This is a genomic window from Novosphingobium soli (assembly GCF_042432915.1).
GTDB classification, from domain to species: domain Bacteria; phylum Pseudomonadota; class Alphaproteobacteria; order Sphingomonadales; family Sphingomonadaceae; genus Novosphingobium; species Novosphingobium soli.
Genome location: NZ_JBHLWK010000013.1, coordinates 301,070 through 326,486, shown reverse-complemented (window position 1 = coordinate 326,486; position 25,417 = coordinate 301,070). Strand labels below are relative to the sequence as shown.

At 69.2% G+C, this 25,417-nt stretch carries 22 protein-coding genes and 1 pseudogene; 9 read left to right on the top strand and 14 right to left on the bottom strand.

Annotated features, from left to right (window positions below):
* Nucleotides 1–33: 33 nt before the first annotated feature.
* The 3 genes and pseudogenes from ACFFJC_RS12055 to ACFFJC_RS12045 all read right to left on the bottom strand — a co-directional run.
* A pseudogene (locus tag ACFFJC_RS12055) lies at nucleotides 34–138 on the bottom strand (IS5/IS1182 family transposase); the annotation flags it as partial.
* 484 nt (nucleotides 139–622) lie between these two features.
* Nucleotides 623–1,540, bottom strand: a complete 918-nt coding sequence (locus tag ACFFJC_RS12050) for an acyl-CoA dehydrogenase family protein (RefSeq protein ID WP_379487752.1) — start codon at nucleotides 1,538–1,540, stop codon at nucleotides 623–625.
* A complete protein-coding gene (locus ACFFJC_RS12045) occupies nucleotides 1,540–2,685 on the bottom strand; it encodes an acyl-CoA dehydrogenase family protein (RefSeq protein WP_379487751.1) in 1,146 nt (381 codons plus the stop codon). Before ACFFJC_RS12045 ends, ACFFJC_RS12050 begins: the two co-directional genes overlap by 1 nt.
* 181 nt (nucleotides 2,686–2,866) lie before the next feature.
* On the opposite strand from ACFFJC_RS12045, the gene ACFFJC_RS12040 reads away from it, so the two are divergent.
* Nucleotides 2,867–3,499 carry a DNA/RNA non-specific endonuclease gene (locus tag ACFFJC_RS12040; protein ID WP_379487750.1) on the top strand — a complete coding sequence of 211 codons (633 nt, stop codon included), beginning with the start codon at nucleotides 2,867–2,869 and terminating at the stop codon, nucleotides 3,497–3,499.
* A 2-nt stretch (nucleotides 3,500–3,501) separates the two neighbouring features.
* On the opposite strand, the gene ACFFJC_RS12035 is transcribed toward ACFFJC_RS12040, so the two are convergent.
* Together ACFFJC_RS12035 and ACFFJC_RS12030 are read right to left on the bottom strand one after the other, a co-directional pair.
* Nucleotides 3,502–4,275, bottom strand: coding sequence for an SDR family NAD(P)-dependent oxidoreductase (locus tag ACFFJC_RS12035; protein WP_379487749.1), 774 nt, complete (start codon nucleotides 4,273–4,275; stop codon nucleotides 3,502–3,504).
* 196 nt (nucleotides 4,276–4,471) lie between these two features.
* Entirely contained in the window at nucleotides 4,472–6,238 is a 1,767-nt protein-coding gene (locus ACFFJC_RS12030) for an FAD-dependent oxidoreductase (protein ID WP_379487748.1), read from the bottom strand.
* A gap of 203 nt (nucleotides 6,239–6,441) precedes the next feature.
* Between ACFFJC_RS12030 and ACFFJC_RS12025 the strand changes: the two genes are divergently transcribed.
* The 3 genes from ACFFJC_RS12025 to ACFFJC_RS12015 all read left to right on the top strand — a co-directional run bounded on the left by ACFFJC_RS12025 (nucleotide 6,442) and on the right by ACFFJC_RS12015 (nucleotide 9,083).
* On the top strand, nucleotides 6,442–6,756 hold the full coding sequence (locus ACFFJC_RS12025; protein ID WP_379487747.1) for a Rieske (2Fe-2S) protein: 315 nt from the start codon (nucleotides 6,442–6,444) through the stop codon (nucleotides 6,754–6,756).
* Nucleotides 6,757–6,838: 82 nt separating this feature from the next.
* Nucleotides 6,839–8,032: an acyl-CoA dehydrogenase family protein gene (locus ACFFJC_RS12020; protein WP_379487746.1), complete on the top strand. Its 1,194-nt coding sequence runs from the start codon at nucleotides 6,839–6,841 to the stop codon at nucleotides 8,030–8,032.
* Nucleotide 8,033: 1 nt separating this feature from the next.
* Complete coding sequence (locus ACFFJC_RS12015) at nucleotides 8,034–9,083, top strand: acyl-CoA dehydrogenase family protein (RefSeq protein WP_379487745.1); 1,050 nt, start codon at nucleotides 8,034–8,036, stop codon at nucleotides 9,081–9,083.
* Here ACFFJC_RS12015 and ACFFJC_RS12010 read toward each other — a convergent pair.
* Nucleotides 9,080–9,670 (bottom strand): hypothetical protein, encoded by a 591-nt coding sequence (locus ACFFJC_RS12010; RefSeq protein ID WP_379487744.1) that lies wholly within the window; start codon nucleotides 9,668–9,670, stop codon nucleotides 9,080–9,082. The two genes, ACFFJC_RS12015 and ACFFJC_RS12010, sit on opposite strands and share 4 nt — an antisense overlap.
* 140 nt (nucleotides 9,671–9,810) lie before the next feature.
* On the opposite strand from ACFFJC_RS12010, the gene ACFFJC_RS12005 reads away from it, so the two are divergent.
* On the top strand, nucleotides 9,811–10,761 hold the full coding sequence (locus ACFFJC_RS12005) for a cation diffusion facilitator family transporter (RefSeq protein ID WP_379487743.1): 951 nt from the start codon (nucleotides 9,811–9,813) through the stop codon (nucleotides 10,759–10,761).
* Nucleotides 10,762–10,841: 80 nt separating this feature from the next.
* Here the strand turns inward: ACFFJC_RS12005 and ACFFJC_RS12000 are convergent, their stop codons facing one another.
* The 3 genes from ACFFJC_RS12000 to ACFFJC_RS11990 all read right to left on the bottom strand — a co-directional run bounded on the left by ACFFJC_RS12000 (nucleotide 10,842) and on the right by ACFFJC_RS11990 (nucleotide 14,682).
* A complete protein-coding gene (locus tag ACFFJC_RS12000) occupies nucleotides 10,842–11,864 on the bottom strand; it encodes an alpha-ketoacid dehydrogenase subunit beta (protein WP_379487742.1) in 1,023 nt (340 codons plus the stop codon).
* Nucleotides 11,861–12,874 (bottom strand): thiamine pyrophosphate-dependent dehydrogenase E1 component subunit alpha, encoded by a 1,014-nt coding sequence (locus ACFFJC_RS11995; RefSeq protein WP_379487741.1) that lies wholly within the window; start codon nucleotides 12,872–12,874, stop codon nucleotides 11,861–11,863. The genes ACFFJC_RS12000 and ACFFJC_RS11995 overlap by 4 nt, the downstream gene beginning before the upstream one ends.
* A 77-nt stretch (nucleotides 12,875–12,951) precedes the next feature.
* Nucleotides 12,952–14,682: a class I adenylate-forming enzyme family protein gene (locus ACFFJC_RS11990; RefSeq protein WP_379487740.1), complete on the bottom strand. Its 1,731-nt coding sequence runs from the start codon at nucleotides 14,680–14,682 to the stop codon at nucleotides 12,952–12,954.
* Nucleotides 14,683–14,907: 225 nt separating this feature from the next.
* Between ACFFJC_RS11990 and ACFFJC_RS11985 the strand changes: the two genes are divergently transcribed.
* Complete coding sequence (locus ACFFJC_RS11985; RefSeq protein WP_379487739.1) at nucleotides 14,908–15,906, top strand: zinc-dependent alcohol dehydrogenase family protein; 999 nt, start codon at nucleotides 14,908–14,910, stop codon at nucleotides 15,904–15,906.
* A 27-nt stretch (nucleotides 15,907–15,933) separates the two neighbouring features.
* Here ACFFJC_RS11985 and ilvD read toward each other — a convergent pair whose 3' ends face one another.
* From ilvD to ACFFJC_RS11965, 4 genes are all read right to left on the bottom strand, one after another.
* The gene (gene ilvD, locus ACFFJC_RS11980) at nucleotides 15,934–17,790 is read right to left on the bottom strand and encodes a dihydroxy-acid dehydratase (protein ID WP_379487738.1); all 1,857 of its coding nucleotides are present in this window, start codon (nucleotides 17,788–17,790) and stop codon (nucleotides 15,934–15,936) included.
* A gap of 119 nt (nucleotides 17,791–17,909) precedes the next feature.
* On the bottom strand, nucleotides 17,910–18,641 hold the full coding sequence (locus ACFFJC_RS11975) for an N-formylglutamate amidohydrolase (protein ID WP_379487737.1): 732 nt from the start codon (nucleotides 18,639–18,641) through the stop codon (nucleotides 17,910–17,912).
* A 49-nt stretch (nucleotides 18,642–18,690) separates the two neighbouring features.
* Nucleotides 18,691–19,509 carry a 4-(cytidine 5'-diphospho)-2-C-methyl-D-erythritol kinase gene (locus ACFFJC_RS11970; protein WP_379487736.1) on the bottom strand — a complete coding sequence of 273 codons (819 nt, stop codon included), beginning with the start codon at nucleotides 19,507–19,509 and terminating at the stop codon, nucleotides 18,691–18,693.
* Between the two features lie 204 nt (nucleotides 19,510–19,713).
* Complete coding sequence (locus tag ACFFJC_RS11965; protein ID WP_379487735.1) at nucleotides 19,714–21,366, bottom strand: electron transfer flavoprotein-ubiquinone oxidoreductase; 1,653 nt, start codon at nucleotides 21,364–21,366, stop codon at nucleotides 19,714–19,716.
* Between the two features lie 92 nt (nucleotides 21,367–21,458).
* On the opposite strand from ACFFJC_RS11965, the gene ACFFJC_RS11960 reads away from it, so the two are divergent.
* From ACFFJC_RS11960 to moaB, 3 genes are all read left to right on the top strand, one after another.
* On the top strand, nucleotides 21,459–22,208 hold the full coding sequence (locus ACFFJC_RS11960; protein WP_379487734.1) for a uracil-DNA glycosylase family protein: 750 nt from the start codon (nucleotides 21,459–21,461) through the stop codon (nucleotides 22,206–22,208).
* Nucleotides 22,209–22,289: 81 nt separating this feature from the next.
* Nucleotides 22,290–24,053, top strand: coding sequence for a lytic transglycosylase domain-containing protein (locus ACFFJC_RS11955; protein ID WP_379487760.1), 1,764 nt, complete (start codon nucleotides 22,290–22,292; stop codon nucleotides 24,051–24,053).
* Nucleotides 24,037–24,564, top strand: coding sequence for a molybdenum cofactor biosynthesis protein B (gene moaB / locus ACFFJC_RS11950; RefSeq protein WP_379487733.1), 528 nt, complete (start codon nucleotides 24,037–24,039; stop codon nucleotides 24,562–24,564). The genes ACFFJC_RS11955 and moaB overlap by 17 nt, the downstream gene beginning before the upstream one ends.
* A gap of 10 nt (nucleotides 24,565–24,574) precedes the next feature.
* Here the strand turns inward: moaB and ACFFJC_RS11945 are convergent, their stop codons facing one another.
* On the bottom strand, nucleotides 24,575–25,417 hold the full coding sequence (locus ACFFJC_RS11945) for an arylamine N-acetyltransferase family protein (RefSeq protein WP_379487732.1): 843 nt from the start codon (nucleotides 25,415–25,417) through the stop codon (nucleotides 24,575–24,577).

The following is a 25,417-nucleotide window of genomic DNA, read 5'->3' as shown; positions in this document are numbered from 1 at the left end:
AACCACAACACGCAAGCTTATTGAGTACCAACCCTAGGCCGTAGACTCATAAGCGCGAAGCCAAAGCCGCATTAAACCGAGTTGGACCATTGCGAGGAAGTTCTCGGCAAGATCATATCGGCTCATTGTGAGCCTGAATCAGAACACGACGTATTTTGGAAGCCGCCAGTGAACGGAACGCTCTACAAGCACGACGCGCTGAGCTTCGGCCGATATTGCCACAGAGAGGCCGTCGCCAGGGAGTAGCCGCCTTTCCCATCTGGCGTAAGGACTATCAGAAAATCCCGGTCATCGCGAATTTGAGCGTGTGCTATGGCTGTAGCCGGAACTACTCGCCTGCGTTCGCCACCGAGAACCACGCGCTTGATCTGAACCTGAAGTCGATATGCGATTTGCCAGTCGGGGAGCGCGTCGGAGCCTTGAACGGCCGCCCGTCCTAGCGTTTTTATCCGCCCAACCACGGCCACGTCACTGCACCCAAACTCCAAAACAGGCGCATGCTCCGCCGTCACACATCCGGGCAGGAAGCAGAGCAAAAGAAGCGAGGCTACTGAACGCATTGCCATGCATAGCACGCGGGCAACCACCATCCACTGTCATCGCAGATTTATCAGTTCACGACCTAGCCCCAGAGCGCCTCGGCGGCCGCAAGCCCCTGCTCGCCGCGCCCGCCCAGCTCGGCGGTGAGCAGCTTGAGACGGTAGGTCCACAGGTGCAGCGGATGCTCCAGCGTCATGCCCATGCCGCCGAGGAACTGGTGATAGTCGTAGCAGACGCGCCGGGCGGTGTCCTGCGCATGCAGCAGGGCCATCGCGGCATCGCCGGGATCGCCGGTGCCGGCCGCGCGCAAAGCCAGCCAGCGGACGCTGTTGGTCGCCACCTGGTCCTCTGCCAGGCGGTGGCGCATGCCCTGGAAGGTCGCCAGCGGGCGGCCAAACTGCTTGCGTTCGGACACGTAGATCACCGTGGCGGCCAGCGCGGCGTCGAGAAGACCGGCCGCCTCGGCCGCGACGGCGACGCGCCAGGCCCGCAGGATCTCGGCGGGATCGACGTCGTGCTGCGTCATCGCGTCCGGCAGCCGGTTCAGGAACGCCACCGGATAGGCATAGAGCGTGTCCGCCTGCGCCGGCGCGATCATGCCCCCTTGCGCGGTGAAGCTGCGCACCCCGGAGGGACCGACCACGACCACGGTGGCGCCGGGCCTGAGGAAGCGCACCGGATTGCCGGTCCGCCCCTCCTCGACGAGGCAGAGCGGGCGCGCCAGCTCCGGATCGATCAGCGGCCGCACCAGCGCGGAGGCGGCAGCCTCCACGGCGAAGGGCAGCCGCGCCAGCTTCTCGACCACCAGCGCGGCCGTAACCGGGCCGAGCTCCTCGACCGCCATGACGTCGAGGAAGCCGTTCTCGACCAGCGCCGCGTCCAGGTCCGGGCTCTCCAGCGCGAGCGACACGTCGTGCATCGGCACGCCGGCATAGGGCCGGGCGAGGCTGTCGACGAAGTCGAGGACCTGGGTCTGGTCCTCGTTGAGGGCAAGCTGCATCAGCGCGGCTCCCGGGGCAGTTCCAGCACGTCGCTGGCGATGATGTTGAGCTGGATCTCGGCCGATCCGGCGGCGACGCCCGCGACGATCCCGCGCTGGTGGTGCATCTTGAGGTACGGGGACGCCCCGGCGAGCGCTTCGGGGAGGAACTCGACGACGAACTCGCAGACCGCCCGCTCGGCCATGACCGTGGCGTAGCGGGCGGAACTCGACTCGGCGCCGATGGCGAGGCCGTCCACGCGCTTCTGGACGACGGCATAGTTCGCCGTCCCCGCCGCCTCGCACAGCGCCGCGCAGCGCGCCGCCTCGATCCGCACGTGCTCGCGGGCGAAGCGACCCTGCGCCTGCAGCATCTGCACCGCGCGGTCGAGCGCCGCGCGGGCGAGCGTGAAGCGCGGGATGCCGAGCCGCTCGTTGCGCAGCGAGTAGGCGACGATCTCCCACGCCTGCCCCTCATCGCCGAAGCGGGCGCCCTCGGGCACCGTCACGTCGTCGAAGAAGACCTCGTGGATGTCGCCCTCGCCGATGAGGGAGGGGATCTGGCGTACCGTGATCCCGGGCGTGTCCATGGGCACCAGGATGATGGTTATGCCCTTCTTGCGGTCGTCGCTGGTGCGGGTCAGCAGGAAGCAGGTGTCGGCAAGGCCGGCGTAGCTGGTCCAGATCTTCTGCCCGTTGATGACGTAGCGGCCGTCGGTCAGCACCGCGCGGGTGCGCAGCGCCGCGAGGTCCGATCCCGCATCCGGCTCGGAGAAGCCCTGGCACCACAGCGACTCCCCGCGCGTGATCGGCTCCAGGTAGCGGGCCTTCTGTTCCGGGGTGCCGTAGCGCTCCAGCGTCGGGCCGATCCAGTTGACGTTCATGTACTGGCCGCCGCGCGGCTCGCCAGCGATCCACATCTCCTCGGAGAGGATCTGCTGCTCCCACGGGCCCAGCCCCTCGCCCCCCATCGCGACCGGCCAGTGGGGGAACAGGAGCCCGGCATCCGCCAGCTTCACGCAGAACTCGCGGGCGAACGCCGTCAGCGCGGGAGAGGCGGGGCCATGCTCGGAGAAGCGCTCCCAGTCCTCCGGCAGGTTGGCGGCCAGGAAGTCGCGCAGCTTGTGCCGGAAGGCGTCCTGTTCGGGTGTCCAGTCGAATTGCATCGGCGCGCTGCTCTCCCAGTCGTCACGTCCTGCCTGTGTGCCAAGTCGGCTGCACCGGCAAGGGACGCCGCTTGTTTACCGCCCGGACGAAGGTATGCTCCGCAGCAGTCAACGATGGTCGCCCAGAACCACGGTTCCGCCCGAGCGGACCTTGCAATCTCAGCGGAGAAGGAAACCGATCGTGACGCTTATTCCGTACCAGATCCTCACCAAATCTCTAATGGCCATGTCGCCCGGAAGCGATCGCTGGGGACGGGTTGTCCGCCGCCTCGAGAGCATTTGGACAAGTCCATATCCGGAGATGGTTGTGGGATCGTGGGACCCGAAAACAGCAACGGGCCAGCAGGTCCCTTCCAAACTGGTCTGGGTCCGTCTGGATGAGTTTGACATGCTCGACCGGCGAGGCATCCGCTATCTCTTCGACATTGCTGCCGAGCGGCTCGTAGCCGCATACGTAATCAGCCAAGGCAAAAATGCTGTCACGCGCAAGGGTGAGCCCGACGACCGGCTAGCCGGGCATCCTTTGCACAACTCCTTATTGTTCGACCGAGGCCACACCATCGCCCACACTTTGGGTGGGGGAGCGGACATCAATATCGTCCCGCAGAATAGCAAGGTCAATCGCAGTGGCCGCAAGGACTTGCCCACGGGGTTCCGTACTCTGGAACGACGCGCGGTGGAAACGCCGGGATCACTGTACTTTGTCCGCTGGCTATACAATGGCGCGACCGGCGGGCAGCAAGTGCCGACCAGCGTTGAACAAGGATTACTCCTGCCGATGCGGGCTCCCGAGGTCTATACATTCGCGAACTGACCTCACTGCCGCACGGCCCCCACTGCCGCCGGCGCAAGATAGCGGGTGGTCGAGATGCCGCCGTCCACCGCGATCGTCTGCCCGTTGACGAAGCCGGCCTCGTCCGAGGCGAGGAAGGCGACCATGTTGCCGATGTCGGCCGCGGTGCAGTCCCGCTGCAGCGGTGTCAGTTCGTGGTTGGTGCGGCGGAAGAAGTCGAGGTCCCAGAAGGCATCGGTCATCTCGGTGCGCACCACGGTGGGTGCCACGTAGTTCGCGCGCACGCCGCGCGGCCCGTATTCGGCGGCGAGCGTCTGCATGAGGCCGATCTGCCCGGCCTTCACCGTCGAGTAGGCGCCTCCGCCAGGCGTGCCGTAGAGGCCCCAGGTCGAGCCGATGAATAGGATCGAGGCGCCCTCGCCCATGTGCCCCAGCGCCTCGCGGCACAGGCGGAAGGGCGCGCGCAGCGAGATGTCCAGCACCTCGTCCAGCATCGCGTCCGTGGTCTGGTCGACCGGACCGAAGTTGAAGGAGCCGGCGTTGTTCACCAGCACGTCGAGCCGGCCGAACCGCTCCACCGCGCCCGAGACGATGCGCGCAGGCGCGTCCTGGGCCGTGGCATCGACCGCCACGAACTCGAACGCGACCGAGCCCGTCAGCCTGTCCTTCAGCGCCGCCAGCTTGTCCGCGTTGCGCCCGGTGCCCAGCACCTTTGCGCCCTTCGCCCCCAGCGCGCGCACGACCGCCTCGCCGATGCCGCCCGCCGCGCCGGTGACGATCGCTACTTTGCCTTGCATCCTCTTTCTCTCTCTTCTGGTTCCGGACGGTTCCGGGGTCGGTGGGTGTGGGTGGCTTCGCCCCGCTCAGCGCGGGCTTCGGCAAGCTCAGCCTGAGCGGGGGGAGACGCAGAACCTGGAAAGCCGGGCTTCATGCCAACCACCCCGCTCGGGCTGAGCCGGTCGAAGCCCCGCCCGAAAACGCCGCCCCAAGGCCTCAGGCCGGCGTCGAAGCATAGGCCCGGACCTCCCCCGGCCGGCCCGCCTCCATGCCGCGCTGGTTGCCCGAACGTTCGGCGATGTCGTTGGCGGCCACGTAGCCGAACGTCATGCCCGGCCCGATCGTCGCGCCCGCGCCCGGGTAGGTGTCTCCGAAAGGCGTGCCCGAATTGTTGCCCGCGGCATAGAGCCCCGGGATCGGGTTGCCCGCCTGGTCGAGCACCCGCGCGCGGGCGTCGCACCGCAAGCCGCCCTTGGTGCCGAGATCGCCGTTGTTGATCGGCACTGCATAATAAGGCGCGGTGTCGATGGGGCCGATGTTGGGGTTGGGCGTGGAGCTGGGATCGCCGAACATCTGGTCGTAGGGATTCATCCCGCGCCCGAACTCGGGGTCGATCCCCGTCTTCGCATAGGCGTTCATGTTCGCGACCGTCTGCGTCACCGCCTCCACCGGCAGGTGGATCTTGCGGGCCAGGTCCTCGATCGAATCGGCCCGGAAGACGTAGTGGTCCCACCAGTCGGCGGGCACCTTCTTCTCCGGCGTGTGCACCGTGGGCATCAGGCCGCCGGCGCTGAACTTGCGGCGGAACTTGGCATCGAAGATCAGCCAGCACGGCATGTTGGCCCCGGTCTCCAGCTGGTCGCGCACCATCGCCTGCCCGAACTGGTCGTAGCCGCAGGCCTCGTCGACGAAGCGCACCCCCTTGCGGTTCACGACCACGCTCCACGGCCGGCCGACGTCGAACGCCGCCTGATGGATCTCGTGGAAGTTGGAGGCCCCCTTCATCGGCAGCGTCATCGTCGGGATCCACCAGCCCTGCTCGGTATGCTCGGTGCTGGCCCCCACGCGCTCGGCGGCGATCAGCGCCTCGCCGCGGTTGCCGTCCTCGGGCGTCGAGGAGTGACGCGTGAGGCCGGGGATGGGGAAGAAGCGGTCGCGCAGCTCCTGGTTCCACTCGAAGCCGCCGGCGGCGAGCACGACGCCGTGCCGCGCCCCGATCGTGTAGCGGCGCCCGAAGCTGGAGACCTCGACCCCGGTGACCTGCCCGCCCTCGTCGCTCAGCAACCGCTCGAGGCTGGTCTCCAGCCGCAACTCGACGCCGCGCTGGAACACCTGCTCGTAAGTCGCGCCCATCAGCGCCGCGCCTTGCGTGAAGCGCTTGTCGCGGTGCGAGACCTTGCGCGTGCCGCGGTCGAGCCAGTAGCGCCCGATCATCTTGCCCGCGACCGTGCGCCAGCCCTTCGACTGCATCATCAGCGCGAACGTCTCGGTCAGGTCCATGGCGTAGCGGCCGAACAGCTTGAAGCGGTTGTACTGCTCGCGCATCAGGGCATAGCGACCGTCGCCCAGCCGGCGCCCGTCGAACGTCGGCACGATCACCGAGCGGTCCGCCCGCGCGCCCGGCCGATCCGGGTAATAGTCCGGCCAGGCTGCCGCCAGCACCTGCACGCCCGTGGACTTGAGGAAGTGCAGCATGCGCGGCGCCTCGTCGACGAAGGCTTCCAGCCGCTCCCGGTTCACCGGCACGCCGATGGTCGCGTCGAGGTATCGGAGTGCGCTCTCGCGACTGTCGCCCGCATCGCCGTCGAGCCCGTGGTTGGGAATCCACATGACGCCGCCCGAGGTCGCCGACGTGCCGCCGAACTTGTGCGCCTTCTCCACGATCAGCACTTTCATGCCCAGGTCGGCGCTGCGCAATGCCGCCATCGCCCCGGCCGCTCCCGACCCGACCACAACGACGTCGAAGCTTTCCGCAATTGTCACCGGTTCTCTCCCCAAGGGCACGTGCATGCCGGCGTTCACCGCCGTTCCGCCGCTTATCGCGTCCACGGCTTGCCCTAGAAATGACCGCCGGGGTACTGCGAGTTGCTTGGCCCTGCTCTGGCGTCGGCGGCGCGCTTGCGCCATGACGGGGTGCGCCGCAGGGGCGCGGGAGAACCAAAGATGCGGAAGGTCGAAGCGACACAATGAGCGAAAAGGCATTCGTCCCCGTGGCGAAACTCGAAGAGGTGCCGCCCGGCGGCAAGAAGGTGGTGGAGGTGAACGGGATCGGCGTGATCCTGGTCAACGCCAAGGACCGCATCTTCGCCGTGCGCAACCTGTGCAGCCACGCCTACGAGACGCTGGAATGCGGCCGCGTGCGGGCCGGATGGATCTCCTGCCCCGTCCACGGCGCGCGCTTCGACCTGGAGACCGGCAAGCCGCTCAATCCGCCCGCGACCATGCCGATCGAGACCTACGAAGTCCGGGTCGAGGGCGACACTATCGCAGTGGCGGTCTGAGCCAGGGAGGGCCGGTCCGATATCGCCCGCGCGTACTGCCGGTTCTGGACGAGACTTCGCGCGCTGTGCTTGGACACCCGCCATGACCGATACGCCCGACCTCGAAGCGCTGCGCCGCGACGTGCGCGCCTTCCTTGCCGCCGAGGCTCCCGCGGGCTGGCGTGACGCCAGCCGCACGCAGGAGGACTTCGTCGCCACCCAGCGCGACTGGTTCGCGAAGCTGGTGAAGGCCGGCTACGCCATTCCGCACTGGCCGGCGGCGTTCCCCGGCGGTGGCCGCACCCTGGCCGAGCAGAAGGTGATCTACGAGGAACTGGCCAAGGCGGACACGCCGCGCCTGCTTCTCTCGTTCGTCTCCACCTACCACGCCTTCGCGACGCTGCACGAGTGCGCGAGCGCCGAGCAGCGCGACCGGTACCTGCCGCGCATCCTGGAGGGGGAGACCTGGTGCCAGGGCTTCTCCGAGCCGGGCGCCGGATCGGACCTGGCCGCGATCAAGACCAAGGCCGAGCGCGTCAGCCGCCCCGGAGGCGACGTCTACGTCGTCAACGGCCAGAAGGTCTGGTCGACGATGGCGCAGTTCGCCGACAAGTGCCTGCTGCTGGTGCGCACGTCTTCCGACGGGCCCAAGCAGGCGGGCATCACCTACCTGCTGATGGACATGAAGACGCCCGGCGTCTCGGTCCGCCCGATCCACCAGATCCAGGGCGACGAGGAGTTCGCCGAGATCTTCCTCGACAACGTCGAGATCCCGGTGTCCGAGCGGGTGGGCGAGGAAGGCAAGGGCTGGGCCGTGGCCCAGGCGACGCTCGCCTCGGAGCGCGGGCTGACGCTGATGGAGCTGTCCTATCGCATGCGCGGCGCCCTCGCCCGCGTCGCCGCGCTGATCCAGGCGCACGGGCACGAGGATGAACGCGGCGTGCTGCGCGACTTCGGGACGCTGGTGACGCAGGTCGACGCCGTCTGCGCCATCGCCGACCAGTTCCTCGACAACCGCATCCGCGGCATCGAGCGCATGGGCGACGCCTCGATCGTCAAGAACAGCTACAGCCGGGCGCTGCGCGCCTACGCCAAGCTGGGACTGCGGCTGGGCGGCATGGACGAGCAGTACGTCGCGCCGATCACCTTCGGCGACCTCAACACCGGTAACTGGATGGCCGACTTCATGAACTCCTACGCCTGGACCATCGCCGGCGGCAGCGAGGAAGTGCAGCGCAACATCATCGCCGAGCGCATGCTGGACATGCCGCGCGAGCCGAAGGGCTGGGTCCTCTGACATGATCGAACTCAACGAACTGACCGACGCCGCGCAGAAGGCCTTTCCCGCCGACGCGCTCTCGCCCGACCGCGACGACAGCTGGAAGCTGGTGGCCGAGATGGGCTGGCTGATGGTGCGCCTGCCCGAGGAGGACGGGGGGCTCGGCCTGGGCCGCGAAGCCTCCACCGCCATCCACACCGAGATGGGCCGGGTGCTGGCGACGGCGCCGCTGATCCCGGCGCAGCTGGGACTGCAGGCGGTGCAGGCCGGCGCGATCGCGGAGCGGGCGGAGTGGCTCGAACGCCTCGCCGGCGGCGAATACGCGCCGTTGCACCTCCTGCCCGCGCGGCTGGAGCGCTCGGCCGGCGGCACCGTCTCCGGCACTGTCGGCGGGGTGTTCGACGCGGACATGGCGAGTGCCGTGGTCGTCCGGCTGCCGATGGGCTACGCGCTCGTCCCGCTCGACGCGCCCGGCGTGACGATCGTGGAGCGTCCGATCTGGGACAGCGGGCGGCGCCTCTTCGACCTCGTGCTGGATGGCTACGCGCCCGAGCCGGCGCTGATGCTGACCGACGCGGACGGCGCCGCAGCCTTGCACGACGCGCTGGCGCCCGAGGCGCACCTGGCGCTCGCGGCCGATTGCCTGGGCGCGGCCGGCGCGGCGCTCGACCTCACGGTCGAGTACATGAAGATGCGGCGCCAGTTCGACCGGCCGATCGCCATGTTCCAGGCGCTCAAGCACCGTGCCGCCGACATGAAGACCCGCCTGGTCGTCGCCGAGGCGCTGCTGTGGAGCCGGGTGCGCGACGCGGAGGCCACGTCCACCCAGATCGCCGCCGCGAAGACGCTCGCGGCCGAGGCCTTCCAGTTCGTGACCGAGGAGGCGATCCAGCTTCACGGCGGCATCGGCCTGACCGAGGAGCACCCCATCCACCGGTTCATGAAGCGCGCCATGCTCAACCTCCAGCTCTGCGGGTCGCCGGACCACTGGAACGAACGGACCGGGCGGGAGGCGCTGGCGGCATCGGCGAAGGCGGCGGCCAACGCGGCGGCGAAGGCGTCGGGCTAGGGTTCCTTCATCAGGTCGTCGAGCACCTTGCGCTTGCTCGGGTTGCTGAGCGAGCCGCCGCGGTAGGTCGTGCCGGTCTCGGTCAGGCCCTTGGTCACCTGCTCGACGATGCTGAGCTGGCCCTTGCAGTACTTCTGCCAGAACTCCATCACCTCGGCGCGCGAGGGATTGTCGCCGGTCGCCTGGAACAGCGCCTGCAGCGCGTTGAGCAGGTCGGTGGGGCCCGGCACCGGGGCGCTGCCGCTGATCATCTTGCTGAAGGCCCACTGGACCGCGTTGGTGACGAGGCTCAGCCGGCGATAGGCCTTCCACGATTCGACGAGCTGCCACTGCACCGCCTCGATCTCGTCGCGGGTCATCTCGCTGGCGTTCTTGCGCGGGTAGGCGGCGCCATGGCGGATGGTCATGACCTGAAGCGCCTGCTCGGCGGTCAGCACCAGGGCGGCGTTGCCGGCCCGCGCCGCGGCGTCCTGGCCGGCCGTCCTCGCGCCCGCCGCGGCCTCGCTGAAATCGACGGCCTCCGTCACGTCATCGACGAACTGGCGGCCCTTCTCCCAGCCCTCCCGCGCCTTTTCCCAGAACCCCATGGCGTCACCTCCGGCAGCCTGAACCGCGGCAGTCTACCAGGGCCAGCGGCGCCTGCATCCCCTATCCATGTTACGCCGGGGCGTTCCGAGCGGGGACACCAGCCCGGCAACGCATCGGTACATGCCGCGTTTAGCCCGGCATGGCGTCTCCTCCCGCACCCGGCGCATCCGGGCATTTCCGCGAGAACATCGTCCTCTATGGCGCGCTGGCGGCGAACCTCGGCATCGCGGTGGCCAAGTTCGCGGCGGCGGCGATCGGCGGGTCCTCCGCGATGGCGACCGAGGGCGTCCACTCGCTGGTCGACAGCGGCAACCAGGTGCTGCTGCTCTACGGGCAGAAGCAGGGCCGCCGCGCCCCCGACGCGGCGCACCCGTTCGGCTACGGCCGCGAGCTGTACTTCTGGGCCTTCGTGGTCGCCATCCTGATCTTCGCGGGGGGCGCCGGGATCTCGATCTACGAGGGCATAGCCCACGTGCGCGAACCGCACCCCATCGCCGACCCGACGCTCAGCTACATCGTGCTCGGCGTGGCGTTCCTGATGGAGGGCGCGTCCTGGGCCATCGCCGTGCGCGAGTTCAACGCCGGACGCGGCCGCCAGTCGTGGTGGCAGGCGATCCGCCGGTCGAAGGACCCGCCGGGCTTCATCGTGCTGTTCGAGGACAGCGCCGCGCTCGTCGGCCTCGCGTTCGCCGCGCTGGGCATCTGGGCGAGCGGCCATTTCGACGATCCACGCCTCGATGGCGCCGCCTCGATCGCCATCGGCGTGGTGCTGGCCGCGGTCGCGGTGCTGCTGGCGCGCGAATCGAAGGGGCTGCTGATCGGGGAAGCCGCCGATCCCGCGCTCATCGCGGAGCTGCGGGCGGTGATGGACGACAATGCCTGCATCACCTCCGTGAACCACGTGCGCACCGTCCACACCGGGCCCGACGCCGTCTTCGTGGCGATCAGCGCCGACTTCGCCGACGAGCTGCCGATGGGCGAGGCCGAGCAACTGATCGAGGAGCTGGAAGGCCGGATGAAGGCGCTGTCCCCGAAGATCACCTCGATCTACATCCGGCCCGAGAAGCGCGAGCAGGCGATCCTCGCCTGACTCGGAGGGACGCACGAAAAAAAGACCGCCGCCGGCGCAGTGCCGGCAGCGGCCTTGTGGTTACCGGTGCGGGCCGGGGCTCACCCCATCGCGACGAGCCGCTGCGCCTCCGCCACGATGGCCGGCGGCTGCACCAGGTAGGCATCCTCCAGCTTCTTGGCGAAGGGAACCGCGCAGTAGGGCGCGCCGAGGCGGCCGACCGGCGCCTTCAGCCTGCCGAACAGCGCTTCCTGGACCGTGGCCGCGATCTCGGCGCCGGGGCCGAAGTTGCGCCCCGCCTCGTGGACGACGAGCAGGCGACCGGTCTTCTCGGCCGATGCGAGCACCGTCTCCTTGTCCCAGGGCGAGACCGTGCGCAGGTCCACCACCTCGACCGAGACGCCGGCCGCGGTGAGTTCCTCCACCGCCTGCATCACCGTAAACATCATCTGCCCGTAGGAGAGAATGGTGATGTCGGTGCCCGGCATCACGACGTTGGCCTTGCCCAGCGGGATCGGGCCCTGGTTCACCGGCACGTCCATCGGCACGAACAGCGTCTTGCCGCTTTCGATGATGATGACCGGATCGGGGTCCTGGATCGCCGAGAGATAGAGACCCTTCATGTCGGCCGGCGTCCAGGGGATCACCACCTTGATGCCGGCGGTATGGGCGAACCACGCCTCGTAGAAGTCGGCATGCTGGCCCGCCGTCTGGTTGCCGGCGCCGGTCAGCGTGCGGATGACCAGCGGAACCTGGCTCTGGCCGCCGGACATGAAGCGCAGCTTGGCCGCGTGGTTGACGATCATGTCCATCGCGACGGTAGTGAAGTTCATCAGCATGATCTCGGCTACCGGCTTGTAGCCGGCCATGGCCGCGCCGATGGCGGCGCCGACGATCGCCTGCTCGGCGATGGGGGTGGAGCGCACCCGCATGTCGCCGAACTTGGTCGACAGGCCGCGCGTCACGCCGACGACGCCGCCGCCCTCGCGGTCGGCCACGTCCTCGCCCAGCACGAGAACCTTGGGATCGGCCTCCATCGCCTCGACCAAAGCGGCGTTGATCGCCTGCAGGCCGTTCATCTTCACCGTCTCCACGACGGGCGCTTCCAGAGTCTCGGTGGTCATGCGTAGATCTCCTTGGCCGCGATCTCCTCGGCAAAGACGTCGCGGCGCAGTTCGTCGTCGGACGGGAATTCACAGGCCATCGCGAACTCGATGGCGTCGTTGACCTCCGCCTCGAGCTTCGCGGTCAGCTCGTCGAGCTGCTCGGCGGTGGCGATGCCGTCGTCGATCAGCTTCTGGCGGAAGCGCGGCAGCGGATCGACCTCCATCGCCGCGGCTTTCTCTTCCTTGGTCATGTAGGCGTCGTTATCGCCGAAGACATGGCCCATGAAGCGGAAGGTCTTGCATTCCAACAGTGTCGGCCCCTCGCCCGCGCGGGCGCGCTCGATGGCGGCATGGGCATGGGCGTAGACGTCGAGCGGGTCGTTGCCGTCCACGGTGTAGCCCGGCATCCCGTAGCCGATCGCGCGCTTGGCGATGAAGTCCACCGAGGTGCCGTTCTCGTACCGGGTGTGCTCCGCGAAGCCGTTGTTCTGGCACACGAAGATCACCGGCAGCTTCCACACCGAAGCGAGATTCAGCGCCTCGTGGAAGGCGCCGATGTTGCTGGCGCCGTCGCCGAAGTAGGCGACCGTCACCTGCTTGGTGCCGTCGAGCAGCGCGGCCCAGCCGAAGCCGTTGGCGATCGGCATCGAGGAGCCGACGATGCCGGTGGTGACCATCACGCCCGTTTCCGGATGGGTGAGGTGCATCGGGCCGCCCTTGCCCTTGCAGGTGCCGTCCACGCGCCCGCAGATCTCGGCCCAAAGCGGACGCAGCGGCATGTCCTTGGCGACCATGTCGTGGATGCCGCGGTAGATCGTGCAGATCTTGTCGTCGTCGTTGAGCAGCACCGAGATGGCCGAGGGGATGCACTCCTGCCCGCGCGCCGAATAGTACGGCGCGGTGATGCGGCCGCGGCGGATCTGCTGGCGCGTGAGTTCGTCGTTGCGCTCGATCCGGACCATGCGCCGGTAGATGTCGAGCTGGGTGGCGGCATCGGGGCTCGCCCTGTTTTCTAGCGTCTGGCTCATGATTCCTCTCTCGGACAGCTGCGGCTGTTACGCTCGCTGAACTGTGGTTCAGGGACGGGCTTGGTTGCAAGCGCTAGTCAGACCGCCCCCGCGGTATCGCCCTGGAGGCGTCGCACCGCGAGCTCGCGAAGCTGGCTTGACTTCACCTTTTCGCTGCCGGTGATGCCCCCTGCCCCGGCAAGATCCTCGTCGGTGAAGAACAGCACGCGGCGCGGCACCTTGAAGCTGGCGATCTCGCGGCGGCAGCGCGCCACCACCTCGCTCTCCTGCACCTGCGCCCCGTCGAGCGGCACGATGCAGGCGACCACCATCTCGCCCAGCAGGTCGTCGGGCACGCCCACGGTGAGGCTGCGCTTGACCCCGGGAATCCGGGCGATGACATCGTCGACCTCCAGCGGGGAGACGTTGGCGCCGCCGGTCTTGATCATGTCGGTAAGACGTCCCTCCCAGTGGAAGCGGCCCTCCGCATCGACCCGCCCGCCGTCGCCGGTGCAGAAGAATCCCTCGCCGTCGAAGCACTCCTCGGGGCTCTTGCCCAGGTAGCCGGCCATCAGCGTCGGGCCGCGGATGCACATCTCCCCCACTTGCCCGACCGGGACCGGCCGGCCGGATATCGGCTCGACGATCTTTAGGACATTGCCCGGGAGCGGCGAGCCGAACGCGCCCTGCGCGCGCCCCTCCGGGTCGTCCGCCACGAACGAGGTGCAGATCGTCATCGTCTCGGTGCAGCCGAAGGACATCGGCACGTCCCAGCCGGTTTCGACCGTGGGATGCTGCCAGATGATCTCCCCGCGCGTGACGTACCTCAGGCTGGAGAGGTCGGCCTTGTCCCACAGCGGCGAGGCGGAAAGGCGAGCCCACTGGTGCGGGCGGCCGCTGAGGAACGTCACCTTCTCCTGCTCGATCAGCGCGAGCGCCTCGTCCGCCTCGAACATGCGCTGGAGGATCACCGCGCCCCCGGTGGAGAAGGCGGTGCCGACCACCATCGAGACGTTGCCCGACCAGAAGAACCCGTTGCCCGTCCAGCTGCGCACCGGCTCGTGCATCGCGAAGAGCCTGGGCCAGCGCCACCACTGGATCGCGAAGGCGCGCTGGGCATGGACGATGCCCTTGGGCAGGCTGGTGGTGCCCGAGGAGAAGAACAGGCCGCCGACCTCGGCCGGATGGACCGCGTCGGCCCGCGCGAGCACGATGTCTTCGGCCACCGCGCGCCCGTGCGACAGGAACTGGTCCCAGGCCTCCACCGCGCCGCCGGTGCGTGGCTCGGCCGGCTCCGGGTCTCCGGGCACCCCGCCCAGCACCACCAGGCGGCGAAGGTAGGGGTAGCGTGAGGACGACAGCCCGCCCGGGGGCGCGGCCGCGATGGCGGGTTCCAGCTCGGCCAGCATCGCGCCGAAGTCCTTGCGCGTCACCTGCTGCTCGAACAGCAGAACGGAGATCTCCGATGCCCGCAGCAGGTGGTCGAGCTCGGAGGGGGTCGAGAAGGTGCTCAGCGCCGCCGGGACCCCGCCTGCGAGGGCGATGCCGAAGAGGCTGGAGAGGAACTCGGGCCGGTTGGTCATGAGGATGCCCACGCGCTCGCCCTTGCCGATCCCGCAGGCGACCAGCGCCTGCGCGACCCCCAGCGAATGGGCGAGCAGCGCGTCGTAGCTCCACGAGAGACGGTGGCCGGGGCTGCGCAGCACCACGGCTTCGCGGGAGCCATGCCGGGCGACCACTTCACGCAAGTAGCCGGCGATGGTGCGCGCGCCCTGCCCCGGTTCCTCGTCGAGCGGTGGACCGGCGACGATCGAGAGCGCTTCCTGCATCGTCTTCACTCCACCCCTGCCGTGTTGCCGCGAGGCTAGCAGCGGGGTTCGCGACGCGGGAAGGCAGGGCGCGGCCGATTGGCGGCCCAGTCACTTCGCTGCGCAGCGGCAGGCAAACCCATCGCCCGAGCGAGCGGGAAAGCGACTGCGCACGACCGCCGCGGTGCTAGGCTGCGGGCCACGAACCAGGGGATAGGGTCGAGGACGGCCAAGGAAGGGTTGACGATGAAGCAGGCGACCATCGAAAGCGGCAAGGGCATCGGTACGATCGCGATCGCGGATGCCGCCGTGCCGCAGCCCGCCCCCGGCGAGGCGCTGGTGCGGATCCGGGCGGCGACGCTGAACTTCCGCGACCTGATCGTCGCCAAGGGCCTGATCCCCGGCCTCGGCAAGGAACCGCGCGTGGTGCCGCTCTCCTGCTGCGTGGCCGAAGTGGTGGAGCTGGGCGAAGGCAGCGGGCGCGTCGCGGTGGGCGATCGGGTGGTGCCGATCTTCGCACCCTACTGGCTGAGCGGACCGACTCCTGACGCCCGGATGCTCGGCGGGCCGATCGACGGGGTCGCGCGTCAGTACGCGGTGTTTCCGGTGGAGGGCCTGTGCGCGGTGCCCGACTCGCTCGGCGATCTGGACGGCGCGACGCTCGCCTGCGCCGGGCTCACCGCATGGTCGGCGCTGACCGCATTCCGCCCGACATCCCCCGGCGACTGGGTGCTTTGCCATGGCACTGGGGGCGTTTCGGTGGCGGCTCTGCAACTGGCGAAGGCCATGGGGGCGCAGGTGGCGATCACCTCCTCATCCGCGGCGAAGCTGGCGCGCGCGGCCGCCCTCGGCGCGGACCTGTGCATCGACACCCGCGCCACGCCGGATTGGGCGAGCGCGCTGGAGACGGCGCTGGGGCCGCGACCGATCGCCAACGTGATCGACACCGTGGGCGCGGTCCAGTTCGAGGACAACGCCCGGCTGCTCGGTGCCGAGGGGCAGATTTCCGCCATCGGCATGCTCGGATCCGAGTTCAGCTGGACCCGCGTGGGGACCAGCGCGGTGGCCATCGCCCCCATCGGCGTGGGCAACCGCGACCAGCACGAGGCGATGACCGCCTTCGTGGCCGCGCATGCCATCCGGCCCGTGGTCGATGTCGTCTTCGACCTCGCGCGCCTGCAGGACGCCTATCGGCACCTCGAGAGCGGGGCCTTCTTCGGCAAGGTCGGCATCAACCTGCTGTAGCGCCGCTGATGGCGCGCTAATGCCGCGCTATTTGCGCCGAAGCTGGGTGACGTCGCGGATCGCGCCGCGCGCCGCGCTCGTGGTCATCGCCGCGTAGGCCTGCAGCGCCGCCGAGACCTTGCGCTTGCGCGGGTGCACCGGCGACCAGGCGTCGGGGCCGCGGGCCTCCTGCTGGGCCCGGCGATGGCTGAGAACTTCGTCGGAAATCAATAGGTTGATCGTGCGTCCCGGAATGTCGATGGCGATCGTGTCGCCGTTCTCGACCAGCCCGATCTCGCCCCCTTCGGCCGCCTCGGGCGAGGCGTGCCCGATCGACAGGCCCGAGGTGCCGCCGGAGAACCGCCCGTCGGTCAACAGCGCGCAGGCCTTGCCCAAACCCTTCGATTTCAAATAGCTGGTGGGGTAGAGCATCTCCTGCATGCCCGGCCCGCCGCGCGGCCCTTCGTAGCGGATGACCACCACGTCGCCCGCACCCACCTGCCCGCCGAGGATCCCCGCCACCGCCGCATCTTGGCTCTCGTAGACCCGCGCCGTGCCGGTGAACCGCAGGATGCTCTCGTCCACGCCCGCCGTCTTCACGATGCAGCCATCCCGCGCGATGTTGCCGTAGAGCACCGCGAGCCCGCCATCCTGGCTGAACGCATGCTCCTGGGACCGGATGACGCCGTTCTCGCGATCGAGGTCGAGCTCCTGCCAGCGCCGCGATTGGCTGAATGCCGTCTGCGTCGGCACGCCCCCCGGCGCCGCCTTGTAGAATTCCTGCACCGAGGCCTCGTTGGTCCGGCTCACGTCCCAGCGATTGAGCGCATCGCCCAGCGTGCGCGCATGGACCGTGGGCAGGTCGGTGTGGAGCAGCCCGGCCCGGTCCAGCTGGCCGAGGATGGCCATGATGCCGCCGGCCCGGTGCACGTCCTCCATGTGGACGTCGCTCTTCGCCGGAGCGACCTTGGAGAGGCACGGCACCTTGCGCGAAAGCCGGTCGATGTCGGCCATCGTGAAGTCCACGCCCGCCTCCGCCGCCGCGGCCAGCAGGTGCAGCACGGTGTTGGTCGAGCCGCCCATAGCGATGTCGAGGCTCATCGCGTTCTCGAACGCCTCGAAGCTCGCGATGGCGCGGGGAAGGACGCTCTCGTCCTCCTGCTCGTAGTAGCGCTGGCACAAGTCGACGGCCAGCCGCCCGGCCTCCAGGAACAGGCGCTCACGGTCGGAATGGGTGGCCAGGGTCGAGCCGTTGCCGGGCAGCGACAGCCCCAGCGCCTCGGTCAGGCAATTCATCGAATTGGCGGTGAACATGCCCGAGCACGACCCGCAGGTCGGGCAGGCCGAACGCTCGATCGCCGCGACTTCCTCGTCGGTGTAGCTCTCGTCGGCGGCGGCCACCATGGCGTCGACCAGGTCGAGCGCGTGCTCCTTGCCCTTGAGGACGACCTTGCCGGCTTCCATCGGTCCGCCGGAGACGAACACGGCGGGAATGTTCAGGCGCATCGCGGCCATGAGCATGCCGGGGGTGATCTTGTCGCAGTTCGAGATGCAGACCATGGCATCGGCGCAGTGCGCGTTGACCATGTATTCCACGCTGTCGGCGATCAGGTCGCGGCTGGGCAACGAGTACAGCATGCCGTCGTGGCCCATCGCGATACCATCGTCGACGGCGATCGTGTTGAATTCTTTGGCGACTCCGCCAGTGGCCTCGATCTCGCGCGCGACCAGCTGGCCAAGATCCTTGAGGTGAACATGACCGGGCACGAACTGGGTGAACGAGTTGACCACGGCGATGATCGGCTTGCCGAAATCGGCGTCCTTCATGCCGGTCGCGCGCCAGAGCCCGCGCGCGCCCGCCATGTTGCGGCCGTGGGTCGAGGTGCGGGAACGATAGGCAGGCATTGTCATGGACTCCGAGAAGGCCCTTACAGGCGCGGGCTTGCGGTGCCCCTACATGGCTATCAGTTTCGTTTCAACGAGGCGTTTCGAAACTTTATTTCACGTCGACCGCCGCAACCCGTCTAGAGCGGGCGCGCGACCGTATCGCACAAGGCGGTCAGGCGGTCGGCCCAGGCGGCTTGGCCGGCGGCATCGGCGATCAGGTCCTGGCGGATTTCGATGCCGATGTAGGGAATGCCGTTCGCCTCGGCGTGGCGGTTCATCGAGGCGTTGAGCACCTTGCCGGAGTACGGTTCCTGGTCGCCGACCACGCATTTCTGCGCTTCCAGCCAGGCAATCGCGAGCCGGGCGGCGCGCTCGTCCTGGTTGTAGAGCACGCCGACGTGCCACGGCCGGGGCGTGTCGCTGGTGGCCAGGGCCGGAGTGAAGCTGTGCAGCGAGAGCATCAGCGACGGGCGACAGCGATGCAATAGCGCGGCAATAGCGTCGTGATAGGGATGGAAGAAGCGCGCGGCCCGCGCGTGGCGCTCTTCGTCGGTCAGCGCATTTCCGGGGATCGCGTGGCCATCGCTCACCAGCGGAACCATGGCAGGCGCCCCCGGATCGCGGTTGAAGTCGCACACCAGGCGGGAGACATGGCCCAGCCAGGCTGCGGTTCCGGGCCTCACCATGCGCTCGGCCACGTCGCGCACGCCGATGTCCACGGCGATATGTGCATCGAGCAGCGCAGGGTCGATGCCGAGGTCGATATCGGCGGGCACCCGGTTCGAGGCATGGTCGGCGACCACCAGCAGGCCGCCCTCTTGCGGTTCGCCCAGAAGGCGATGGTATTCGCTTTCCACACCTGCCTGCATCGAAGCCGCCCTTCTCATCAAAGCCCTTGGTACCAACCGCTCCTGCGCCCTACCGCAGCCGGCCCGTCATCAGCCACCACCCCGGCTGCCTGCGGGCCACGGCCTCGGCCGCCGCGTGCAGCGCCTCCGAGCCGTCGTAGAGCGCGAAGCAGGTGGCCCCCGACCCGGACATGCGCGCGAGGAACGGCCCGGTGTCCGCCAGCGCGGCCAGGACCTGCGCCACCGGTGGGCAGATCGCGATGGCGGGGGCCTCCAGGTCGTTGCGCCCCGCAAGCGCCATGGCGCGCACCGAGCCGGTCGCCTCGAAAGACGGCATGGCGCCGCGGTCGCGCCCGTCCCAGGCCTGGAACACCGGCCCGGTCGGCACGCCCACCCGCGGGTTGACCAGGAGCACCGGCGTGCCCGCGAGATCGCTGTCGACCGGCGCCAGGTCGGTGCCAGTGCCGGTGCCGATGCAGGTGGTCGACAGCACGCAGGCGGGCACGTCGGCGCCGAGCCGGGCGGCGCGCGCCTGCCAGTCCGCGGGAAGCCCCTGCCTGCGATCGACCATGCGGAACACCGCGCCGGCATCGGCCGAGCCGCCGCCGAGGCCCGCCGCCACCGGCAGGCGCTTGTCCAGAGCGACCGCCCAGCCCTCCTCCCGCGGCAGGGCGGACAGCGCCTTGCCGACGATGTTGCCGAAGGGATCGCCGATCATCCCGGCGAACGCGCCATGGGTGGTGAGCCGGTCGGCCGCGGCAGGCGTGACGCTCAAGCGGTCGCCGTCGTCCACGAAGGCGAAGAGCGTCTCGAGTTCGTGGTAGCCGTCTGCGCGCCGGCGGCGCACATGGAGAGCGAGGTTGATCTTGGCGAAGGCGGTCTCGTTCACGCGGCGCCTCCCGGACGGAAATTACAGCGGCGCAGCCAAGCGCCCCGCCCCGGTCCGCCGCGCGCAGCCCTGGCTTCGACGATGTACCCTGCCGCCACCCGCAACGTCCTCCAGCGCGATCTTCACCGGCGCGCATAGAGTCCTGCGCGAAGCCGTCAACCGCGATCGAGAGCCGGCCGCCGTGCGGGCGGCCGGGGAGACACATCACATGTTCGGGTAGTTCGGCCCGCCGCCGCCCTCGGGCGTCACCCAGGTGATGTTCTGGTTCGGGTCCTTGATGTCGCAGGTCTTGCAGTGGACGCAGTTCTGCGCGTTGATCTGGTACTTCGGCTCGCCGGTGACCTCGTCCGTCAGCCACTCGTAGACGCCGGCGGGGCAGTAGCGCGTGGAGGGCCCTGCGAAGACGCCCAGTTCGCTGGCCTTCTGCAGCTCCATGTCCGCCACCTTGAGATGGACCGGCTGGTCTTCCTCGTGGTTGGTGAAGGAGTAGGACACGCTGGTGAGGCGGTCGAAGCTGATGACGCCGTCGGGCTTGGGATAGGCGATCGGCTTGTACAGGTCGGCGCGCTGCGTCGCTTCGGAATCGCGATGGTGCTTCATCGGCCGCGCGAGGCCGAAGCCGAACAGCGTGCGCAGCCACATGTCGGCGCCCGCCAGGATCGTTCCCAGCTCGCCGCCCCACTTGGCCACCATCGGCTCCGCGTTCTGGACGAGCTTCAGCTCCTTGGCGATCCAGCTCGAGCGGACCGCATCGTCGTATTCCTGCAGCGTGTCCTGCTCACGGCCGGCCTTGATGGCCGCGGCGATGGCTTCGGCAGCGAGCATGCCGCTCTTCATCGCGGTGTGCGTGCCCTTGATGCGCGGCACGTTGACGAAGCCCGCCGAGCAGCCCGCCAGCACGCCGCCCGGGAACGCCAGCTGCGGCACCGACTGCCAGCCGCCTTCGTTGATCGCCCGCGCGCCGTAGGCCACGCGCTTGCCGCCTTCGAGGATCGCCCGGATCTCCGGATGCTGCTTCCAGCGCTGGAACTCCTCGAACGGGTAGATGTAGGGGTTCTTGTAGTCGAGCGCGGTCACGAAGCCGAGCGCCACCTGGTGGTTCGCCTGGTGGTATAGGAAGCCGCCGCCCCAGGCGTCGTTCTCGCTCATCGGCCAGCCCTGGGTGTGGATCACGCGCCCGGGGACGTGCTTGTCCGCGGGGATGTCCCAGATCTCCTTGATGCCGATGCCGTAGATCTGCGGCTCGCAGTTCGCCTCCAGTTGGTACTTCGACTTCAGGCGCTTGGTCAGGTGGCCGCGCGCGCCTTCGCAGAAGACGGTATACTTGCCGAGCAGGTTCATCCCGGGCTGGAAGTCGCCCTTGGGATTGCCTTCGCGGTCCACGCCCATGTCGCCGGTCTGCACGCCGATCACGGCGCCCGCCTCGTCATAGAGGATCTCCGCTGCCGGGAAGCCGGGGAAGATTTCGATCTCCAGCGCTTCGGCCTGCTCCGCCAGCCAGCGGCACAAGTTGCCAAGCGAGCCGGTGTAGTTGCCGTGGTTCGACATGAAGCGCGGCTGGATGACGTGGGGCAGCGCGAACTTGCCCTTCTTGGTCAGATGCCAGTGCCAGTTGTCGGTGACCGGTGTCTCGGCCAGCGGGCAGCCGTCCTCGCGCCACGTGGGCAGCAGTTCGTCGAGCGCCTTGGGGTCGATGGTCGCGCCCGAAAGGATGTGCGCACCGATCTCCGAGCCCTTTTCGAGCACGCAGACCTGCAGTTCGGGGTCCACCTGCTTGAGACGGATCGCCGTGGCGAGGCCGGCAGGCCCACCACCGATGACCACGACGTCGTAAGGCATCTCTTCGCGTTCAATCATGGAAGCCCGTCCAGAATTCTTTTGTGATTAGTCGTGCGATTAAATCCGCAAACGCCTTGATTGCTCCCGCGCGGCAGGTCAAGACCCCGGCGATGGATGATCGGCCAAATCCGGAATTTCTGGACGATATCACAGGTGCGCTCGACTGGTGGCGGGACGCGGGCGTGGACTGCGACTTCCTCGACGAGCCGGTCGACTGGCTCGCCGCCGCGGAGCGCGCCGCCGCGCCGCTGGCCGAGGCCCGCAGGGAACGCCCCGCGCCGGTCGAGCCGGCGCCGTCCGCGCCCCCCGTCCTCAAGCCCGAGGCCCTGCCGTCCGACCTTGCGTCCTTCGCCTCCTGGTGGCTGAGCGAACCGCTGCTGTCCGAGGGCGACCTTGCCGCGCGCATCGCACCGCAGGGCCCGGCCGGCGCGGAGCTGATGGTGCTGGTGGAAGAGCCCGAGGCGGAGGATCGGGAGAGCCTGCTGTCCGGTCCGCAGGGGCGGCTCCTCGATGCCATGCTGGCGGCGTTCGGGACGCGGCGCGACGAGATCTACCTTGCCAGTGCCCTTCCCCGGCATACGCCCGGTGCGGACTGGGCCGCGCTGGGAACGCGCGGGGTGGGAGCGGCGCTGGCGCATCACATCGCCTTGGCCGCGCCCCGGCGCCTGTTCGTGCTCGGCGGCAACGCCTTGTCGTTAATCGGCCACGAATCGCCGCAACGTCCTGCCGTTTTACGTTTATTCAACCATGAAGGGGCTTCGATACCCCTGCTCGCCTCATGGGCCCTCCCCGCGCTGCTGGCGCAGCCGCGGGCCAAGCCGGTGCTCTGGGAGGCTTGGCTGGAGTGGACCGCGGCCTGACGGGTCCGCCTCCGGCAGCAGGATCGGCGGTATCGCGCAGGATGTGGGGACACTGACTTGAAACGACTTGCCAGGGCTGGAATGGTGGCGGGCGCCTGCCTGGCCGCAGCCGTGTCGGCCGCGCCGGCTTTCGCCAACAGCGCCGCGGTGGACTACTTCCGATCGCGGGCGGACCGCACGGCGGTGCCATCGCTGCTCAGCCAGGATGACCGTGCGTACTACCGGCAGATCTTCGACGCCATCGACGCCAAGGACTGGACGACGGTGCAGAAGATGCTGGCTGATCGGCCCGACGGCCCGCTGCACCAGCAGGCCCGCGCCGAATACTACCTCGCCGCCGGCTCCCCCAAGATCGAGCTGAACGAGCTGCAATCGTGGCTGTCCCAGGGCGCCGAGCTGCCCGGGGCCGAGCAGATCAGCCGCCTGGCGCTCAAGCGCGGCGCCGCCAGCGTGCCCGCGCTGCCCAGCGAACAGTCCTTCGCGCGCCTGCCCTCGCTGTCGAAGCGGGTGCGCCCCGCCTCGATCGAGGACGGCACCATGCCCGCGGCGATCTCCGACGGGATCCTGGAGCGCATCAAGAACGACGATCCGATGGGCGCGCGCCTGCTGCTCGACGGCATCGACGCCAGCCTCAGCCCCTCCGCGCAGGCCGAATGGCGGCAGAAGGTGGCCTGGAGCTTCTACATCGAGAACCAGGACGCCAGCGCCTACCAGATGGCGCAGATCGCCGCGCTCGGCACCGGGCCGTGGGTGGGCGAGGCCTGGTGGACCGCGGGGCTGGCCGCGTGGCGCCTGGGCGACTGCGAGGGTGCCGCCGATGCCTTCTCCAGGGCCGCCCGCGCTTCCGAGAACGCCGAGCTGACGAGCGCCGCGCACTACTGGAACGGGCGTGCCCTGGTGCGCTGCCGCAAGCCGGAGCTCGCCTCGGCGGCGATGCGCCTGGCCGCGGCGCGCGACGAGACGCTCTACGGCATGCTGGCGGCCGAGCAGCTGGGCATGCCGATTCCCGCCCAGCACGCCGCCGCCGACTTCACCCAGGCCGACTGGCAGCAGCTGCGCGCCAGCCCCAACGTGCGCACGGCGGTCCAGCTCACCGAGATCGGCAAGGACAACCTGGCGGACGAGGTGCTGCGGCACCAGGCCCGCATCGGCCAGGCATCGCAGTATGCCCCTCTCACCCGCCTCGCGCGTGACCTCGGCCTGCCCGGCACGCAGCTGTGGATGGCCTACAACGCGCCCTACGGGGGCAAGCCGGAGCCTGCGACGCGCTTCCCCACCCCCAAGTGGACACCGGTGGGCGGCTGGAAGGTGGACCCGGCGCTGGTCTATGCCCATGCGCTGCAGGAATCGGTGTTCCGCTCCGGCGCGGTCAGCCCCGCGGGCGCGCGGGGGCTCATGCAGATCATGCCGGCCGCGGCGCAGGACCATGCCGGCTCGCTCGGCTACACCGGCAACGCGTCCGATCTCAACAAGCCCGAGGTCAACCTCGCCTTCGGCCAGCGTCACCTCGAGACGCTGAAGAACGATCCGGGCACGCAGGGCCTGCTGCCCAAGGTGATGGCGGCCTACAACGCCGGCCCGCTGCCCGTCCGCCGCTGGAACACCGAAGTGAACTGCCAGGGCGATCCGCTGCTGTGGATCGAATCGCTCCCGTACTGGGAGACGCGCGGCTACGTGAACATTGTGATGCGCAACTACTGGATGTACGAACGCCAGGCGGGCGGCGCCTCGGAAAGCCGCATGGAACTGGCGCAGGGCATGTGGCCGACCTTCCCGGGCCTGGCGGGCTCGCAGGGCGTGCGCATGGCTGCAAATGGAGCGTTTGTGCGTGGCAATCGACCTTGAGCGTGTCTTCAGGCCCATCAACATTGCCCTGCTGACCGTCTCCGACACGCGAACGGCCGAAAACGACACCTCGGGCGACATCCTCGCCGCGCGCATCCAGGGGGCGGGCCACGCCCTCGTGCGGCGCCGGATCGAGCGGGACGATGCCGGGGCCATCGCGGCGCTCCTGACCGAATGGATCGACGACCCCGAAGTGGACGCGGTGGTCTCCACCGGCGGCACCGGCCTGACCGGCCGCGACGTCACGCCCGAGGCGCTGGGACGGCTGGGCGGTCGCGAGATCCCCGGCTTCGGCGAGCTGTTCCGCTGGCTCAGCTACAAGACCATCGGCACCTCCACCGTCCAGAGCCGCGCCATGGCAGTGGTCGCGCGGGGAACCTACATCTTCGCCCTGCCCGGCTCCAACGGCGCGGTGAAGGACGGCTGGGACGGCATCCTGGCCGAACAGCTCGACAGCCGGAACCGGCCGTGCAACTTCGTCGAGCTGATGCCGAGGCTGTTGGAGGTCTGAGGGGGCGGCCTCAGGCGAACAACGGCAGTGCCGCGACCTCTTCCGCGCGCATCGCGATCCTGAACACCTCGCGCAGGACCTGCGCGTAGTCGGCCGCGCCCGTGATCTCGCGTCGCTGGGTGCCACTCCCGTCATGGATGGTGAGTTCGCGATCGACCATCGAGGCGAATCCCGCCGTGAGCGGGATGCTGGCGACGTGCAGCGTCGTGAAGCGGGTGCCCGGGCGCGTCGCGGTCCAGTGGTTGGCCTGCTCAAGGTCGTCCGGCGCCACTTCGGAGAGGTCGAAGGCGTACTGCGGCTGCCAGCCCGGCTCCGCCCGCGCGCGCCCGTCGGTGGCGCAGCGCGGTCCCGACCGCTCCAGCAGCCACTCTCCGCCCAGGCTGCCGCGCGCGCCGATGCGGCGCAGCCGGTGCCTGGCCCCTTCGGTGGTCGTCGCCTCCGCGCCGTCCGACAGCGGCAGCGGAGGCAGGTCGCTACCGCCGAACCCCGCGTCCGCGAGCCAGAGCGCCCCGTCGACCGGGACCAGCAGGCAGGTGTGCGTGCGCGGCGGCATCGCATCAACGGACTGGCCGAGCCGCACGCGCGCGAGCAGCGGCCGCGGCGCCAGGCCCAGCGCTCCCAGCACGTCCGCGAACAGGCGATTGTGCTCGAAGCAGTACCCGCCGCGCCCGCGCTGCACGAGCTTGTCGAACACCGAGGGCGCATCGAGGCGGATCGGACGGCCGAGCATGACGTCGAGGTTCTCGAACCCGATCGCCTGGCGGTGCGCCGACTGCAGGACGGCAAGCCCCCGCGCGGTCGGCGCGGGCGCGGCCGGGAGGCCGACGCGGGTGAGATAGCCGGCGAGGTCCAC